Raw genomic sequence first — 17563 nt, 5'->3', positions numbered from 1 at the left:
GTTTGCGTGAGCCATTGAGAAACATATTTGGTAAAGCTTGGTCCGCCCCCCTTTTTACGCCCCTATAAAGGCAAAAAAAGGAGCAGAATTTTTCATTCGCAGGTTTTGGGCACACGCTGGTAACGCGAAAAAGCACTAAAAAAGGGCAATTTTCAGGTGCTTTAAGCGCTCAGGAGAAAAAAATCGAGAGGTTATTGGCGTGGATCGCTTGCGTACACCACGACACGAGGACCGTTCGGCAGCTCACGCGGCTCATCGCGGTACGCGATTTCGTCGCGCTTGCGTGGCGACGAACGGTCATCGATGTACAGCCTCTTTTGTATTCGACGGTCCAGCAGCGAACGCTCGTTTGTCGCCTGCGGTGGCGCCTGACGCGCTGGCTGGATGGATTCGGACACAGTCACCTGGTCGGCAGCCTGAACGGGTTGCGCTGGGCCGGGCAAGGGCTCCTGCCTGGCAACCTGGACGACTTTCGGTTGCGGTTCACGTCTGACCGGTTGTACCGATTCCGGTGCAGGCTCGCGCTCAAGCACCTGCATCAGGCCTGCCGTCTGCTCGCGCCCTGCTGCTTGCAACGGTCCAGGCACCGGAGCGCGCTCGGCCAACTGTGACGCTGGCTGGCGCTCGATCACACGCTTTCCGGGGCTTGCCGGGATCACAGCGGTTGTCGGCGACTCTCCGGTGATCCGCTCGATACCTGCCGTCAAGACCTGCGTGTGGGTCTTGGGAATCAGCAAACGTCCCGGCCCATCCGGGGTCTTTTTTCGCAGGAATGCCGGGTTGAGGCGTAACAACTGCGCCTCATCTACCCCGGTTGTGGCGGCGAGCTGAGTCAGGTCTACCGTGTGGTTGAGCTCAACCACATCGAAATACGGCATGTTGGCGACCGGCGTCAGTTGCACGCCGTAGGCGCCTGGATTGCGCACCACCAGCGAGAGTGCCAGCAGGCGCGGAACGTAATCCTGGGTTTCACGGGGTAGATTCAAATGCCAGTAGTCGACAGGCATGCCACGCCGACGGTTGGCGTCAATCGCTCGTGCAACCGTGCCCTCGCCTGCGTTATAGGCCGCCAGTGCCAACAGCCAGTCGTTATTGAACTGATCATGCAGGCGAGTCAGATAGTCCATCGCCGCCTTGCTTGACGCGACGACATCGCGGCGGGCGTCGTAGGTAGCACTCTGGTTCAAGTTGAACTGGCGACCGGTAGACGGGATGAACTGCCAGAGGCCCGCTGCGGCCGCCGGGGAGTTGGCCAAGGGATTGTAAGAGCTCTCGATCATGGGCAGCAGCGCCAGCTCCAATGGCATGTTGCGCTCATCGAGACGTTCGACAATGAAATGCAGGTAAGGCGTGGCACGCTTGCTGGCCCCGGTCAGGAAGCCGCGATTGTTCAGCAGCCAGTCACGCTGGCGAGCGATACGTTCATTAACGCCCTGCCCGTCCACCAGCCGGCATCGCTGCGCCACCCGTTGCCAAACGTCTTCACCGTTGTAGACGGGCAAATCGGAAACAGTCGTTACAGCTCGAGGGTCGGCCTGCGCGTCGTCAGACCTGTGCCCCAGCCCGGCGACCAGTCGCGGCAAGCGGTCAAGGCGCGACTGTGAGTCATCGACTGACTGACAGCCCACGCACAGCGCCCCCAGGGCCAGAACGGCGATCTGTACCGAACGCGCCAGCAAGCGAGGAGACGAAACGTGGAGGGCAACGGCGGCCATGTGCGGAATGTCCTGAACGTGTCCCCCTACGTGGCACGCCCGCCTTTCCAGTTCCTTGCAAGGCATATTTCGCTTGCGTACGCACGAGCCTGAAACGTTTCAGCCAGCTGTTTTTCTTTGGAACCGGTGCCTTTCCCATGCCACACAGGAACTGAAGGACTTTTCAAAGGGTTACACAATCGCCGTCGTCGGGCGGCAAAAGGAAAGGGAGATGCACCGTGCAGGTACCAACGGTCAACCGCGATACCGGAAACGTCATTGCGCCAGAAGCGACAGCAAGAGCCGACAACCCTTCAAATCTCCGGCAGCAAACCGAACAGCCGACCCAGCGCTCATCACATTCCCTAGGGAGCATGGGAAAACGGCTGCTGAAAAGTGTCGGCAAGGTTTTTCAGAAATCCAGGACACCCCGGCAGTCGGCAGCAAGGCCGCCCAGTACACAACCCAACTCAAGCTCAGCGCCGCGCTCCAGTCGCGAGGCCAGCAGAAACACCGCTCATGGCACTCGTTTGCCGGATAACCCGCCACAGCACAGCGATCATCTCCCCAAGTCCATTCTGCGCACCCGTACGAATAGGGCGAACGCTTCAGGAACGACGACGCATGAAATAGAAGAAGAATCGACGCGGACAGACACTGCCCCCCGTAACAATCGCCGTGTCACGTTCAATCTTCCGCAGGATCAGCTCACGCGTAGCGCTTCAGAACAACTATCCGCAGAGCCCATGACTGACGAAGAGGCGGTCGCCAGCGCTATGCGCGAACGCCGTACCCCCGGCGGCCGCCTGAAAGGCTCCGATGGTACACGCCAGTCAATGCAGCCTGTCGACACGAACGCGGCAAGCGGTTCCGGCACCAAAGCCGGCGATCCTGACGGGCCGCTCGCGCTGCGCAACCCCGGGCTGGAACATGGCACCAGCGGGCGCTCCGAGCTCAGGAGTGAGCAACTGATACGCAATGCGCGACCACAGCCCACTGTCAGGCTGAGTGCCGACGGCAAGCCGGATTTCTCTTCGTTCAAGACGCCCGGCATGGCCGCGCTGCTGGACGACATACTCGCCAAGCCCGGACAAACCTATCTGGCGCAGCAGAGTGAGCAAGGCGCGCAGGGCCACCAACTTCTGCAAGCCAACGGGCATCTGCTGCATCTGGCGCAGGGCGACAGCTCGCTGGCCGTCATCCGCAGCAGTGAGCCAACACTGCCGGTACCGGGCGGAAAACCTCCGCCGGTGAACATGCAGCGTGAAGAAAACCACATTCATCTCGACACCCTTGACGGGCGGCGCAGCCAGGAGTTGCCGGGCAAGGCACATATCGCTCACCTCACCGACGTCCATCAGACCACCAACGGCGACCGCCTGCGCGTGCACGAAGACCGGCTGTACCAGTTCGAACCGCTCCCCGCACGCTGGAAGCCGGTGGATGAAATCGAGAACATCGCTTTCAACCGCCTGATAACCGGAGGCAACGGCTCGGTCTACGCCAAAAGTGACGATGTGGTCGTCGATCTCTCCAGCCCGTTCATGCCACACGCCGAGTTCAACGACCTGAAGTCATTTTCGGTCGCACCTGACGATAGCGCGGCACTGCTCAGCGGCTCGGACGTGCAGACCGTCCTGCTGACCGACATGAGTCCGGTGATTGGTGGGCTGACCCCGAAAAAAACCAAAACCCTGGAACTCGACGGCGGTCAGGCACAAGCCGCCGAAGTCGCCCTGAGCAACGACAGGCTATTTATTGCCGACACGCAGGGCAGGCTTTACAGCACTGATCGCAGCGCCTTCGAAAGCAACGATGCAACGTTGCGCCTGATGCCCGAACGGGCCGGCTACAGGCTGGACGACCAACCAATGGGCGGCCACAACAGCGTCAGCGGATTCATCAGCGGCGATGACGGTCGCGTGCACGCACTGATCAGGAATCGTCAGGGCGAGGTGCACTCCCATGCGCTCGACGAGCAGGGTGCGAAGCTGGAAAGCGGCTGGAACCTGACCAATGCGCTGGTTCTGGACAACACACGCGGCCTGACGGTTATGCCTGCGCCCGTCGGGGCCGACCGCCTGCACCTCGACCGTGCAGGTCTGGTCGGTTTGAGCGCCGGTCGCATCCAGCGTTGGGACGCGACGCCGCAGTGCTGGAAAGACGCAGGCATCAAGGATGTCGATCGCTTGCAACGCGGAGCCGACAGCAACGCCTACGTGTTGAAAGGTGGCAAGTTGCTCAGGCTCGACGTGGCCCCTAAACACCCTAATGTCGCCTTCGACCACAATACGGCACTGGCCCAGATAGCGCGCTCGACCAAAGTGGCGATGGGCAAGGAAATCGCAGGGCTGGAGAATCGGGTCGTGACCGCTTTTGCCATGGTCAGCGACAAGCGCTTTGTCGCGCTCGATGATCAGAACAGGTTGACGGCCCATAGCAAGGACCACAAACCCATTGATCTGGATACGTCCGCAATTGACGGTGACATCAAGGAACTGGCACTGGACGAAAAGCACAACCTTTACGCGCTGAGCAGCACCGGCAAGCTGTATCGCATGCCGCGAGAGGCATGGCAGGCAACCCGATTCGGAGGCCAGCTGGCCGCTAAATGGACGCCTCTTGCAGCGCCTGACGGCCAACCGGTCAAAGCGCTGTACAGCAATGATGACAATCGCTTGAGCGTCCAGGTCGAGGACGCCGCCGGTCAAGGCCTGATGCAACTCAAAGAGGGGCAGTGGCAAGCGTTCGAACAGCGTCCCGTAGAAAAAAACGGCTTGAACGACGTTTACAACCGCATCACGCGCGCGCACAAGACCTGGCGGATTCCAGGCACCGGGTTGACAGCAAAGCTGGACATCAATGCATTCGGGCGCAGCGGCATGGAGAAAAGCAATCGCCCCACCGCCAGCGAGGCCATTCGCGCCAACGTTTACAAGCACACGCTGGAACCGCCTCGCTGGATGAAGAACGTCGGCAACAACATCCAGCATCGCTATCATGGTCGCGAGGGCCTGAAGGAGCTCTATAAGAAAGAGCTGATCGCGTTCAAACAACTCGAACTGATTCATGAAGCCGGCGGCGCACCCCCGACTCCGGGCAACGATCTGAAAGCGCGCATTGCGCGCCTGCAGCTTGGCCCTGAGGGCGCTGAGCTGGCAAAAGAACTCGAAGTCTTCCGCGACGAACTGGAAAAGCACGCCAGAACTGCGTTGGAGAACATTGGCAAGGACTACGGCAAGCTCAAAAACCTCAGGCAGAACGACGGTGTGCTCAACCAGCACAGCGCAGTGGCAAAGTCGTCAAAACGCACTCAGCTCGGCAAGAAGCTGGCTGAACTGGGGTCGATGCTCAACTTCAAAAGCTCCGGCCATGATTTCGTGAAAGAGCTGGATGACGCCCTGACGCAAGTCGCCCCATCCGCAGAAAATCCGACGGCCACAACGCTCAAGCGGCTGAAAGACAACGGAGTGAAGCTTTCTCACACCAAAACCGATATCGGTCTGGGACAGCGCCGCGATGCCAACGAAGATCACGGGCTGAGCAAGGCCCGTCTGGCGCTGGATCTGGTCACCCTGAAAGACCTCGGCGTGCTGATCAGCAAGGTTGAGCTGCTGACACGCAGCAGCGACCTGCCCAGGCTGCAAGCGGAATTGACCTCGTTACGCGATGTGACCTATGGCGAGAACCCGGTCAAGCAGGTCACCGACATGGGCTTTACCGATAACGCAGCACTGGAAGGCGCGTATGACGCAGTCAAGGCGTTCTCGAACGCGCTCAAGAAATCCGACCACGCGGTCAGCGTCAATATGCGCGCGGCAACCGGCAGCCAGGATCAGTCCGAACTGGCCGACACGCTCAAGGCCATGCTCAAAAACCTGGAGCATGGCGACGATGAAATCGGCGTGCAACGCAGTTACGGGCTGAACCTCACCAGCCCGTTCGCCGTATTGGCCGACAAGTCGACAGGCCCGTGGCCGACCGCCGGCGCTACCGGCAATCGCAACTACCTCTTCAGTGCCGAACGCTGCGAAGGTGGCGTGACCCTGTACCTGATGAGAGAAGCGGCCGGCAACATCAGCGGCGGCGTGGGCGGCGGCAAGGACTACTGGCCGGGGTTCTTCGACGACAACCACCCTGCCCGCAGCGTCGATATCGGCAACAACCGCAAGATGACCCCGAACTTCCGTCTTGGCGGAGACGTGACCGCAACCGCTGCCGCCAGCCAGCGTGCCGGGGTGATCTTCAATGTGGCGGACGACGAAATCGACGGGTTCGTCGACGATCTGTTCGAAGGCAAGCTCAACCCCTTGCAGCTGTTGAACAAGGTCAAGGACCACGAAACCTATGAAGCGCGCCGCTTCAATTTCGATATCACGACAGGCTTCAGCGCTGATATGCGCGTCGGCTTCGGTCTGTCGGAGGCCGACAGCGCGCCGCTTTCCGCAGTTGCGCGTCTGGGCGTGGCGGCGAATGTCACGGTCAACCTGCTGAGCTACACCGATTACTCCCTGACCCAGAAGAACGACAAGACAGAGCTGCGCGAAGGCGGCAAGAACCGGCCGCGCTTTTTCAACAGCCTGAACGTCGGCGGGCAGGCACGCGGGCAAATCAGTGGCACACATACCAACGCCACAGCGACACCCGCCTCCGCCTCCGCTGCCGGGCCGACGCCAGCGACGCAATCGGCAGCCAATAACCTGGGGGTCGCAGCGAACGTGACCATTGATGACAAAACCGTCAAACGGGTCAAGTTCCGCTTTAACGTAGCGACCCCGATGACCACCGAGAGCCTGGACAAACTATCGAAAAGTCTCGGTGCGGCCTTCAAGGATAAAGCCACGACCGCCCGCCTTGCAGACCTGAAGGATCCGCTGAACGCTCTTTACGCCGACATGAACCCTGAGCAGGCCATTCAGGCTCGACTTGACGGGCTCAAAGCGCTGTTTGCCGACAAACCGTCGCAGAACGACACGCAATACAAGGCGCTTCGAGACCTGAAACGGGCGGGCGTGCAACACGAAGCGTCGATCAACAATCACAGTGTGCTGGACAATGCCCGCTTCCAAACCAGCAAGACCAGCCTGTCCGGCCTGAGCAAGGAAAGCATCCTCACCAGAATCATGGGGTCGATACGCGAAGCCAGTGCGCCCGGCAACGCGGCCAGGGTCGCCGAGTACATGCGTCAGGACCCGACGCTCAGCGCCATGGTCAAGCAGCTTGAAAACAGCCAGGGCACCCTCGCCCGGGTACGCCTTGAACCGAAAGACTCGCTGATCGACGAGATCGACGAAGGCAGCCGCAGGGGTACGCTGACGCAGACCCAACTCTCCGGCCTTCTGGAAAATCGCAACAACATGAGGATCAGAAGGCTGGTGGTGTTCCATGCCCCACCGCAGACCGAGAATTTCACGTCACCCACGCCACTGATCAGCTACAACAGCGGGGCGTCGTTGAGCGTGAACAAGACCCTCGGGCGGATCAATTTCATCTATGGCGAAGATCAGGACAAACCCATTGGCTACACGTTCGACGGGGAGCTGTCGCGGCCCTCGGCGTCGCTGAAAGAGGCGGCAGGCGAGTTGAAACTGTCGGGCTTCGAAGTCAAAAGCTGATAGCTGAAACAACGCAAAAGCGCCGCATGGAAGCGACGCTTTTGCGTGCAACCCCGCCTGTTCAGGCGTGCAGAAATGCGCGGGCTTCGCGTGCCTGAGCAATAAAGCCACGCGTTACGTCGCAAAAGGCTGGCTCATCGAGCGAAACCAGCTCACGTTGCGCACACAGGCGCACATCGCCCTGATCGACGGCAAACCAGCAACCGTGCAAGCGGGCGACGTCGAAGTTCAGGCTCAACAAGTGCTGCAAATCGGCAGAGCGTTGAGGGCATCGCCCGACACGGCAATGAAAGATGACCATCTCACTGTGCTCGGGCAACTCGATGACGGCGGCTTCGTTGTCCTGGCCGTCATACAGCGCGCATACCCCGTTCTGCCAGGTAAGCGAAGTGCCAAGCTGGGCACCCAGCGCAGTGATGAAACGGGAAAACTCATGTTGCGAGGTATTCATCGTCATAGTCCTTTAAGAAAAGCCTGAGCTGACCAGGCATTGAGTGGCTGCCTGGCGTTGTCGGTTCCACAAAAAGGGGCCGCCAGGGACACAGCCCCCCGTGTGTTTATCAGCCTCTCGGTGCGCTGTGGGTCCACACCATTTTTTTGCTGGCGTGTGCGCACTGAGTCGGAGGGCAAGGCGTTTTGGTTCCTTGGCGCGAGTCGGCCTCTCCAGCCCGGTGCAGCGGAGTCATCGCCAGTCAACTCACACAAACGGGAACCCATCCCCCCGTGCTGCCACTCACTTCGGGCAACGCCAAGGCAGAGTCCTCATCGACCTATAGAACCCGACAAGGACGCGGCGATCAACGCCGGTAACTCCGGAAGACGACGCTGGTTCATATGTCCATCCCATCGAGGTAAAGCACCATGAGCATCGGTATCAACTCCTCCACCTCCTACCAACCCGCTTCAACCCAGCTGGACTTCTCGGCGCTGAGCGGCAAAAGCCCGCAGACCAATACGTTCAGCGAGGAGAGCACTGCACAGGCCGTCGACCCGAGTGCCCTGCTGTTCGACACTACCAGCCAGAAAGACGTCAGTTTCGGAAAACCCGACAATACGGTTCAAAGCCCCACCGACAGCAATGCTGCAACTGACCCTCAATCCAATGTCGTCAAGCTGCTCAGCGCGCTCGTCACATCGCTGCTGCAAATGCTCATGAACCTCAATAAAAAACAGGACACGGGTCAGGACGCCAACGAGTGGCAAGACCCGTTTCAGAACAATGGCGGACTCGGTACACCATCGACCGAAGGCGGTGGCGGTGGTACTGAGGCGGCTTCAGGCGGGGACGACGGCGGAGGCGGTACTGAGGCGACTTCAGGCGGTGACGGCGGCGGTACAACAGCGGCGTCGGGTGGTGGCGATGGTGGCGGTACATCCCCGGCCACTGAAGGTGACGGCGGCGGCAGCTATGCGTCGACTGGCGCAGACGGCAGCGGCACGCCTTCGACCGACAACGGAAGCGACAGCGGTGATGGCGTAACACCTCAAGTCACCCCGCAACTGGCCAATCCCGGCCGCAACTCGGGCAACGGAACGGTTTCGGATACAACGGGCTCTCTTGAGCAATCCGGCGAAGTCAATGTCGTGAGAGACACCATCAAAGTCGGTCCTGACCAGGTGTATGACGGCCACGGTGCAACCTTTACCGCCGACAAGTCGATGGGCACCGGCGACCAGGACGAACATCAGAAGCCCCTGTTCGAACTGGCCGAAGGCGCTGTACTGAAAAACGTGAACCTGGGCGAGAACGAAGCCGACGGCATCCACGTGAATGCCAAAAACTCGGAGCAAGTCACCATTGATAACGTGCACGCCCAGAACGTCGGTGAAGACATGATCACGGTCAAGGGCGAAGGAGGCGCAAAGGTCACCAACCTGAACATCACTAACAGCAGCGCCAACGGTGCCGATGACAAGGTCATTCAGCTCAACGCCGATACCCACCTGAAAGTCGACGGTTTCAAGGCCACCGATTTCGGTACGCTGGTCCGCACCAATGGTGGCAAGCAGTTTGATGACATGAGTGTCGAGCTCAATGGCGTGGACGCGACCCATGGCAAGTTCGCCCTCGTCAAAAGCGACAGTGACGATCTGAAACTGGCCACTGGCGACATCGCCATGACCGACGTCAAGCACGCCTATGACAAGACCAAGGCGTCTACCCAGCACACCGAGCTCTGATACGACGCATACATGAGGAACAAGCAAAGGGGCGCATTCCGTAGAGGGCGCCCCTTTCCTTTACCGGCTATGATTGGAGACGCTTATGAGCGCCCTGGCTGGAACGGCACCGCGCTCGGTGAACCCGCTGCAATGCCACCCTCTTCGATGTCCGGCTCACGAGCATTGCGACGACGTAATGTGTCACGCAAGGATGCCCCGGTCGCAGTAATCGCTTCGCCACTCGCGTCAATGCCCGCCTTGGCCAGCTTGACGGTCTGGTCGGCTACATAGCTGGTCGAACTCGACGCCGCCGATTTAACCGTATCCTGCAAGAACGACTCGGCTTTTTTTACTGCGGGATCGGTTGCGACCGCTGCGGTGGTCCAGGCCGCAAAAACGCCTGCCGAGCCGGCCATATTGGTCAGTTGGCTGACCGCCGCCTTGGTGGCCGGGTCAGTGATATTTTTGGTCGCCATCTCCTGTAATTTGCCCACGCCGGCAAAGCCGCCTGCCAGGGCCAACCCGTTTTGCGCAAGACCGGTGGCCGACACCAGGCTTCTCACTGCTTTCAGGCCGTCGGTGGCGACGTCCAGCGGCAGACCCGCCAACCGCTTGCCGGCGTTCAGCGCCGCGCCGGCGTAGCTGGCTGACTTGATCGCATTGTAGGCATCGAGCCAGTCGGTTTCTTCACTCAAGTCTGCCTTGGGTTGCTTGTCCTTGATGCCGAGCACGAATGCACCGCCGCGCAAGTGATCACGCGCCTGCACACTGAGCATCCGATTGCCGAACCCCGCGTTGGCCACCAGGCCGCCTGCCGCCGACACGCTGATGTCGACCGCACCCTGCACGGCGGGTCTGGATCCCAGTGCTGGCGACAGTACGGTACGCACCGCATTACGCGCGCTGTAAGTCTGAACGGCAATGCCCAGATCGACCGCCTGACGCATGACACCCGGCGAATGACGCTTCACGGAAGCAGCCATCGCATCATGCAGTTTCTCAGGCGAGGTGCTCAGGTAGTGCAGGTTGCCCGTGGCGCGATTCATGACCGTGGTGCCGACCTGATCCATGATCCCGGACAGCGCTCCGGACACAAATGGCGTCAGGGGTTTGAGCGGCGTCGGCAGCCAGTCGCCCTTGTTGATGGCAGGCTGCATGTATTGCAGCACTGACGCAGCGGCAAACGGCGTGGCGCGCAGCGCGGTCGAAGCGGTGGTTGCCATCCTGTCGAACTTCTCCGCCTTGGCGAAGGTGTCGGCAATGGTGGCAGGCGTATCCCCCTCGTCCAGCAAACGTCTGGCGCGAGAGTCGATAATGTTGTCGATCTGCTCGTTGTGCGCACGAACGGCATCCTGGTCGACGGTCGACTCACTCAACGGCAGTTTGTGCGCAGCGAACACATGATCTTTCAGGTAATCGGTAATGGAATCCAACATGGTCTGCTCGGCAGGGCTGAGCTCGCGTACGGAACTGGAGGCCAATGATTGCGATGCGGAATAAAAGCGCTCCAGCTCGATGCTGGGCTGCGGGCTGCCGTTTCGGTTGATGTGCATTGAAACTCCCTCTCTATTGCGTAAGTTGCGTAGCAACGCGACGAGACGGGTCTGGCCGGACGACTGGCCTGCGAACAGGCAAGGCAATGGGGCGTCGGTCCGAGAGTGGTAACAATTGCAAACGTCCGGGAGCCCGTCAGCGAAGAAGACCGACAAGGCTGTGTGGTCGCAAGGGTGCCGGGGGTTCCAGCTGTTGAAATGGTCAAGACAGGCGTAACTGTTTCGCCACCATGGAGAATTAAGCGAGCTTTAAGCCTCGGTCAGTAAGTTTGCAGCGTGGTGTGTTGATTGACCGCGCCAAACCCCTTCCAACCCAGCAAAGGAGTGCCGCAATGCCTGGTCCTTTTGAAAAAAAATGGCGGTGCATCAGCAGAACGGTCACCTACGTTGGCTGGTCACTGTTCTGGCTTCTGCTCTGGGACGTGGCCGTGACCATGGACTTCATGTTGATCCAGGGTGCGGGGATAGATCTCCCCCTGATGCCGCTTACGTTGTTGTGCTCGGCGCTTATCGTGCTGATCAGCTTCCGCAATTCCAGCGCCTACAACCGCTGGTGGGAAGCACGCACGTTATGGGGCGCGATGGTCAACAGCTCGCGCAGCTATGGCCGCCAGGTACTGACCTTGATTGAAGGCAATGCCAACGAGCGTGGCAACCCGGTGAAAGAAGTATTGTTCAATCGTCACGTGGCTTACCTGCGGGTACTGCGCGCTCATTTGAAAGGCGATGTCAGCACAGCAAAACTCGAAGGGCTGTTACCGGTTTCCGAGATTCAGCGCGCAAAGGAGAGCAATAACTTTCCCAATGACATCCTCAATGGCTCGGCGGCCATGATCTCCGAAGAATTTGCCGAAGGGCGAATCGACAGCATCCGTCTGGCGCGACTGGAGTCGACCATGGTCGAACTGTCCAACTGCCAGGGCGGCATGGAGCGTATCGCCAATACGCCGCTGCCTTACCCGTATGTCTATTTCCCCAGACTGTTCAGCACGCTGTTCTGCATCATCATGCCGCTGAGCATGGTGACCACTCTGGGCTGGTTCACCCCGGCGATATCCACGGTGGTCGGCTGCATGCTGCTGGCAATGGACCGCATCGGCACTGACCTGCAAGCTCCGTTCGGCGCCAGCCAGCACCGGATCCGCATGGAAGACCTGTGCAACACCATCGAAAAGAACCTGCGCTCGATGTTTGACGCACCGGCAAGGCAAAGTCTGGTGATTGAAGCGCAAGACCAGCAGGACAGCGCCTGGCAACCGCATCGGCTGGTCGTTTAGAAGCGCTTGGCTGGCGTGCCGATATTCAACGTTGGCACGCCACCCGGGACATTGAGCATCCCATTGCCAGACCACAGGCAGCACGGTTCAAAACACAAATCCCTGCCCCAGTTCGCCTTCCATCCATTCAAGAAATCGCCTGACTCTGGGGAAGCTGGAGTGCGCCTTGGGGAATACCAGATGGTGCGCAGCGACCGGTGCAGTCAGGGCTTGAGGGGCAACTTCGATCAGCTCGCCCGTGGCCAGGTATTTTTGCGCCAGCAACGTACTTTCCAGCGCAAACCCCAGCCCGTGGCTGGCCGCTTCGAGTGTCATGTATGAGCGGTCGAAACTCAGCGCGTAGGGTTTTTCCGGGCGAGCCAGGCCATGCCGGGCAAACCATTCAGGCCACTTCAGCAGTGTGGCCTCGGACAGAATCAATTCGCGGTCGAGCAAGCAAGCGGCGCTCTCCACCGGACGGCGCGCCAACAGCTGCGGAGACGCCAGCACAGCGAATTTCTCATCACGCAAGGTGCGCACTTCATAACTCGGCCAGTTCGGCCTGCCATGCCGGATATCGACGTCGATCTTGTCCCTGCTGAAATGCAGCGACTCGTAAGAACACGACAGGTTGATCTGAATGTCCGGGTGGCTTACCCGAAAGGCTTCCAGCCTCGGCATCAGCCACAGCAGCCCGAAACTGGGCGCAGAATGCAGACGCAGGCAATCGAGGCTGACATCGCTGGTGGCACGCTCGGTGGCGACGGCGAGGCTGTGCAGCACTCCAGAGACATCTTTCAGATACTGCTCACCCACCGGCGTAAGGGTCACACCACGCGCGGCCCGAACGAACAGCTGGCGACCAATCAAGGCCTCCAGACGAGCCAGTTGGTGGCTGACTGCCGACGGCGTCAGGTCCAGCACTTCGGCGGCTCTGGCCAAATTGCCAAAACGCGCCGTCTGCTCGAAGGCCTGAAGCGCTTTCAGCGGTGGCAGGCTCAGAGGTGCCTCGTCATCAGGCCGCATGGATGCTCCGCTGTGTCCGATTATTTGAATTTCGTTCATTCAACCACTCACCTGCCGAATTGACGAGAGGTGAATTTTTTTCAGCATCCAGTGATTTTTGCGGCATTGCTCAGGACCGACACCGGGAACACTCTGAAGTCATCGATCACCCGAATCGAACCCATAACAATAATCAGAGGTAACCCTCATGCTTCTTCAAGGCAAAATTGCAGTGATCACCGGTGCGGCATCGGCGCGCGGTATCGGTCGCGCAACTGCGATCACCTTCGCCAACCATGGCGCACGTGTGGTGATCATCGATCTCGACGAGTCCGCAGCACGCGATGCCGCCGCCGCACTGGGCGAAGGTCATCTGGGCCTGGCAGCCAACGTCGCCGACGAACACCAGGTTCACGAGGCCGTCAGCAAAATCATCGCGCACTACGGTCGCATTGACATCCTGGTGAATAACGCCGGTATCACACAGCCCATCAAGACCCTGGACATCCGCCCTGCCGATTACGACAAGGTGCTCGACGTCAGCCTGCGCGGCACCTTGCTCATGTCGCAAGCGGTGATCCCGACCATGCGTGCCCAGTCCTCGGGCAGTATCGTGTGTATGTCTTCGGTTTCCGCCCAGCGCGGCGGCGGCATTTTCGGCGGGCCTCATTACAGCGCCGCGAAAGCCGGCGTGCTGGGACTTGGCAAAGCAATGGCGCGGGAATTCGGACCCGATCAGGTGCGTGTCAACTCCATCGCCCCCGGCCTGATCCATACCGATATCACCGGCGGCCTGATGCAGGACGAGCGACGCCACGCGATCATCGATGGCATCCCGCTGGGTCGTCTGGGCGCGGCGCAGGACGTGGCCAATGCTGCGCTGTTTCTGGCCAGCGACCTGTCGTCCTACCTCACCGGTATAACGCTGGATGTGAACGGCGGCATGCTGATTCACTGACCGCGAGTGGACGGGCTGGCAAACAGCCTGTGTTTGTTCTGGATCGACGATACGCCAGGCGGTTGCCTGGCGATCTATAAAAACAAGAGATCAGACCATCATGATAACCACCATGACCCTCGACGCGGTGTCGACCACGCGCGCCAATGCCTACCGCAAGACCGCCTGGCGACTGATGCCGTTCCTGATGCTGTGCTACCTGTGCGCGTACCTGGACCGGGTCAATGTCGGCTTCGCCAAGCTGCAGATGATGAACGACCTGGCCTTCAGCGAAACCGTCTACGGGCTGGGTGCAGGCATGTTTTTCATCGGTTATTTCCTCTGTGAGGTGCCCAGCAACCTGATCCTTCACCGGGTCGGTGCCAGACGCTGGATCGCCCGCATCATGATCTCCTGGGGGATCATTTCCGCGCTCTTCGCCTTTGTCGAAACTGCCTGGCAGTTCTACGCCCTGCGCTTTCTGCTCGGGGTGGCGGAAGCCGGTCTGGCACCCGGTCTGCTGCTGTACCTGACGTACTGGTTCCCCTCTTATCGCCGCGCGCGCATGACCGTGCTGTGGTTCATCGCCATCCCGCTGTCCGGGATGATCGGCGGCCCGCTGTCGGGCTACATCATGACCCGCTTCGCAGGCGTTCATGGCTGGGCCGGCTGGCAATGGATGTTCGTCCTCGAAGCGATCCCGACGGTGATCGTCGGCTTGCTGGTACTCAGCTATCTGAAGGATGGCGTGCATCAGGCGACATGGTTGTCCGCTGAAGAAAAGGAACTGGTCAACAAAGAGCTGCAAGAGGACAACAACCAGAAAGTGGTACACGCGTCGGTAGGCGCCTTCATTCGCGACAAGCGTCTATGGCTGCTGGCGTGCATCTACTTCTGCGTGGTGATGGGCCAGTACGCGATCACCTTCTGGCTGCCGACGCTGATTCGCAATGCGGGCGTTTCAGACCCGCTGCATATCGGTCTGATGACCAGCCTTCCCTACCTGTGCGCAATCGTCGTGATGCTGTTGATGGGGCGCAGCGGCGACAAGCATCGAGAACGCCGCTGGCACCTGGTCGGCCCGATGATCGCAGGCGCGCTCGGGCTGAGTCTGGCGGCGCTGTTCGGCGGCAATCTGCTGCTGTCGGTGCTCAGCCTGTGCCTCGCTGCAGCGGGCATTCTCTCGGCATCATCAATGTTCTGGATGCTGCCCACCACCCTGCTGGGCGGGGTATCGGCGGCCGCCGGGATCGCCGGAATCAACAGCTTCGCCAATCTCGCCGGCTTCTGTTCGCCCTATCTGATCGGCTGGATCACCACCACGACCGGCTCAAGCGCCATCGGTATGTACCTGATTACCGGCGTGCTGTTCATCGGCGCGTATCTGGTACTGCGCATCCCTGCCGCCTCGGTCAATCGTTGAGTCAACGGAGTAATCACCATGACAGCCACTACTTTATCTGCGCCTTCCACCTCGCTGGCGCAGCGCGCTCATAACATTCGCCGGCACGCATTACGCATGGGCCAGGTTCAGGGCCAGGGTTATGTCGGACAGGCGCTGGGCGCTGCGGACCTGCTCGCCGTGTCCTATTTTCACTCGCTGAACTATCGCCCTGAAGACCCTGAATGGGAACAGCGCGACCGCTTTTATCTGTCGATCGGTCACTACGCCATTGCGCTGTACGCGGCGTTGATCGAGGCGGAAATCATTCCGCTCGATGAGCTGGAAACCTACGGCTCCGACGACAGCCGATTGCCCATGTCCGGCATGGCCACCTACACCCCCGGCATGGAAATCACCGGTGGCTCACTGGGTCATGGGCTGGGCATTGCGGTGGGGGCCTGCCTGGGCTTGAAGCGCAAGAACTCCAGTGCCTTCGTCTACAACCTGCTGTCGGACGGCGAGCTGAACGAAGGCTCCACCTGGGAAGCGGCGATGTCCGCCGCGCACTGGAAGCTGGACAACCTGATCGCGATCATCGATGTGAACAACCAGCAGGCCGATGGCCACTCCAGTGAAGTACTGGCGTTTGAACCCATTGTCGATCGCTGGCAGGCGTTCGGCTGGTTTAGCCAACGGGTCGACGGCAACGATCTGGACGCGCTCGTCGCAGCTTTCGACAACGCGCGCCAGCACGCCGGTACGCAGCCCAGGGTCATCATCTGCGACACAAAAATGGGCAAGGGCGTGGCGTTTCTGGAAACCCGTGAAAAGACCCACTTCATCCGTGTGGATGAGCATGAATGGGACGTCGCACTGAATAACCTCGACGAGGGGAAGACCGTATGAGCTCTGCCAATCACACACCGGCTCCGTCCGGCGCCACGAAGAAAAAACTGACCACCTCGGCGATGATCGCGTCTATCGCGTCCGAGGGTCAGGCCACTCGCCCGGCTCCGTTCGGCCATGCATTGGCGGCGCTCGCTGAGCAACGTCAGGACATCGTCGGACTGTCGGCTGACCTGTCGAAATACACAGACCTGCACATCTTCGCCAAGGCGCATCCCGAACGTTTCTATCAAATGGGCATGGCCGAACAGTTGCTGATGAGCGCAGCGGCCGGCATGGCCAGGGAGGGTTTTGTACCGTTTGCGACCACTTATGCGGTATTCGCCTCCCGACGCGCGTATGACTTCATTTGTATGGCGATTGCCGAAGACAACCTCAATGTCAAAATCGTCTGCGGCCTGCCGGGCCTGACCACCGGTTACGGTCCCAGCCATCAGGCCACCGACGACCTGGCGATCTTTCGCGCCATGCCCAATCTGATGATCGTCGACCCCTGTGATGCACTGGAAATCGAACAGGCGGTTCCGGCAATCGCAGCGCATCAAGGCCCGGTTTACATGCGCCTGCTGCGCGGTAACGTACCCTTGGTGCTGGACGAGTACGGCTACACGTTCGAGATCGGCAAAGCCAAGACACTGCGCACTGGCAACGACGTGCTGATCATTGCCACCGGCCTGATGACCATGCGTGCACTGGAAGCGGCCAAGCAGCTGCAGGCTGACGGTATCGACGTGGCAGTGCTGCACGTCCCCACCATCAAACCGCTGGACGAGCAGACCATACTCGCTGAAGCCAGAAAACCGGGCCGGCTGGTGGTGACGGCCGAAAACCATTCGGTCATTGGCGGGCTGGGCGAGGCAGTGGCGACGGTGCTGCTGCGCAATGGCGTGACGCCCACGTTCAGGCAGATCGCCCTGCCGGACGCTTTTCTCGACGCTGGCGCGCTGCCTACACTGCATGACCGTTATGGCATTTCCACGCCCGCCGTCTGTACGCAGATCAAGGCGTGGCTTTAAGCACTGGCAGGCGCAGGGGCTGATCTCCCTGCGC

General features: G+C 60.1%; 11 protein-coding genes. 7 read left to right on the top strand and 4 right to left on the bottom strand.

From position 1 onward, the window contains the following. Positions 1-191: 191 nt before the first annotated feature. Positions 192-1715 (bottom strand): lytic transglycosylase domain-containing protein, encoded by a 1524-nt coding sequence (locus V476_RS17615; protein WP_024959570.1) that lies wholly within the window; start codon positions 1713-1715, stop codon positions 192-194. A gap of 218 nt (positions 1716-1933) precedes the next feature. Between V476_RS17615 and V476_RS17610 the strand changes: the two genes are divergently transcribed. Further along, a complete protein-coding gene (locus tag V476_RS17610; protein WP_024959569.1) occupies positions 1934-7309 on the top strand; it encodes an AvrE-family type 3 secretion system effector in 5376 nt (1791 codons plus the stop codon). A gap of 61 nt (positions 7310-7370) precedes the next feature. Here the strand turns inward: V476_RS17610 and V476_RS17605 are convergent, their stop codons facing one another. Beyond that, positions 7371-7760: a type III secretion system chaperone gene (locus V476_RS17605; RefSeq protein WP_024959568.1), complete on the bottom strand. Its 390-nt coding sequence runs from the start codon at positions 7758-7760 to the stop codon at positions 7371-7373. Between the two features lie 410 nt (positions 7761-8170). Here V476_RS17605 and V476_RS17600 point away from each other — a divergent pair, with 410 nt between their 5' ends. Beyond that, on the top strand, positions 8171-9490 hold the full coding sequence (locus V476_RS17600; RefSeq protein ID WP_024959567.1) for a pectate lyase: 1320 nt from the start codon (positions 8171-8173) through the stop codon (positions 9488-9490). A gap of 83 nt (positions 9491-9573) precedes the next feature. Here the strand turns inward: V476_RS17600 and V476_RS17595 are convergent, their stop codons facing one another. Beyond that, positions 9574-11025, bottom strand: coding sequence for a hypothetical protein (locus V476_RS17595; protein WP_024959566.1), 1452 nt, complete (start codon positions 11023-11025; stop codon positions 9574-9576). Between the two features lie 332 nt (positions 11026-11357). Between V476_RS17595 and V476_RS17590 the strand changes: the two genes are divergently transcribed. Then, the gene (locus tag V476_RS17590) at positions 11358-12302 is read left to right on the top strand and encodes a bestrophin family protein (RefSeq protein ID WP_024959565.1); all 945 of its coding nucleotides are present in this window, start codon (positions 11358-11360) and stop codon (positions 12300-12302) included. Between the two features lie 87 nt (positions 12303-12389). On the opposite strand, the gene V476_RS17585 is transcribed toward V476_RS17590, so the two are convergent. Then, a complete protein-coding gene (locus V476_RS17585; RefSeq protein ID WP_016567358.1) occupies positions 12390-13307 on the bottom strand; it encodes a LysR substrate-binding domain-containing protein in 918 nt (305 codons plus the stop codon). Positions 13308-13494: 187 nt separating this feature from the next. Here V476_RS17585 and V476_RS17580 point away from each other — a divergent pair, with 187 nt between their 5' ends. The 4 genes from V476_RS17580 to V476_RS17565 all read left to right on the top strand — a co-directional run bounded on the left by V476_RS17580 (position 13495) and on the right by V476_RS17565 (position 17529). Next, entirely contained in the window at positions 13495-14244 is a 750-nt protein-coding gene (locus tag V476_RS17580; RefSeq protein WP_003314121.1) for an SDR family NAD(P)-dependent oxidoreductase, read from the top strand. Between the two features lie 100 nt (positions 14245-14344). Further along, positions 14345-15646 (top strand): MFS transporter, encoded by a 1302-nt coding sequence (locus V476_RS17575; RefSeq protein ID WP_024959564.1) that lies wholly within the window; start codon positions 14345-14347, stop codon positions 15644-15646. Positions 15647-15664: 18 nt separating this feature from the next. Further along, positions 15665-16513, top strand: coding sequence for a transketolase (locus V476_RS17570; protein WP_024959563.1), 849 nt, complete (start codon positions 15665-15667; stop codon positions 16511-16513). Next, on the top strand, positions 16510-17529 hold the full coding sequence (locus V476_RS17565; RefSeq protein WP_003339860.1) for a transketolase family protein: 1020 nt from the start codon (positions 16510-16512) through the stop codon (positions 17527-17529). Before V476_RS17570 ends, V476_RS17565 begins: the two co-directional genes overlap by 4 nt. Positions 17530-17563: the final 34 nt, after the last annotated feature.

This window comes from Pseudomonas syringae KCTC 12500 (genome assembly GCF_000507185.2).
In the GTDB taxonomy this organism is placed as follows: Bacteria; Pseudomonadota; Gammaproteobacteria; order Pseudomonadales; family Pseudomonadaceae; genus Aquipseudomonas; species Aquipseudomonas syringae.
The sequence above is the reverse complement of the archived record's forward strand: the minus strand, read 5'-3'. Positions and strand labels throughout refer to the sequence as shown.

Coding starts and splice junctions, on each gene's coding strand:
- V476_RS17615 (WP_024959570.1), bottom strand. CDS start 1,715: ATGGCCGCCGTTGCCCTCCACGTTTCGTCTCCTCGCTTGCTGGCGCGT.
- V476_RS17605 (WP_024959568.1), bottom strand. CDS start 7,760: ATGAATACCTCGCAACATGAGTTTTCCCGTTTCATCACTGCGCTGGGT.
- V476_RS17600 (WP_024959567.1), top strand. CDS start 8,171: ATGAGCATCGGTATCAACTCCTCCACCTCCTACCAACCCGCTTCAACC.
- V476_RS17595 (WP_024959566.1), bottom strand. CDS start 11,025: ATGCACATCAACCGAAACGGCAGCCCGCAGCCCAGCATCGAGCTGGAG.
- V476_RS17590 (WP_024959565.1), top strand. CDS start 11,358: ATGCCTGGTCCTTTTGAAAAAAAATGGCGGTGCATCAGCAGAACGGTC.
- V476_RS17585 (WP_016567358.1), bottom strand. CDS start 13,307: ATGCGGCCTGATGACGAGGCACCTCTGAGCCTGCCACCGCTGAAAGCG.
- V476_RS17580 (WP_003314121.1), top strand. CDS start 13,495: ATGCTTCTTCAAGGCAAAATTGCAGTGATCACCGGTGCGGCATCGGCG.
- V476_RS17575 (WP_024959564.1), top strand. CDS start 14,345: ATGATAACCACCATGACCCTCGACGCGGTGTCGACCACGCGCGCCAAT.
- V476_RS17570 (WP_024959563.1), top strand. CDS start 15,665: ATGACAGCCACTACTTTATCTGCGCCTTCCACCTCGCTGGCGCAGCGC.
- V476_RS17565 (WP_003339860.1), top strand. CDS start 16,510: ATGAGCTCTGCCAATCACACACCGGCTCCGTCCGGCGCCACGAAGAAA.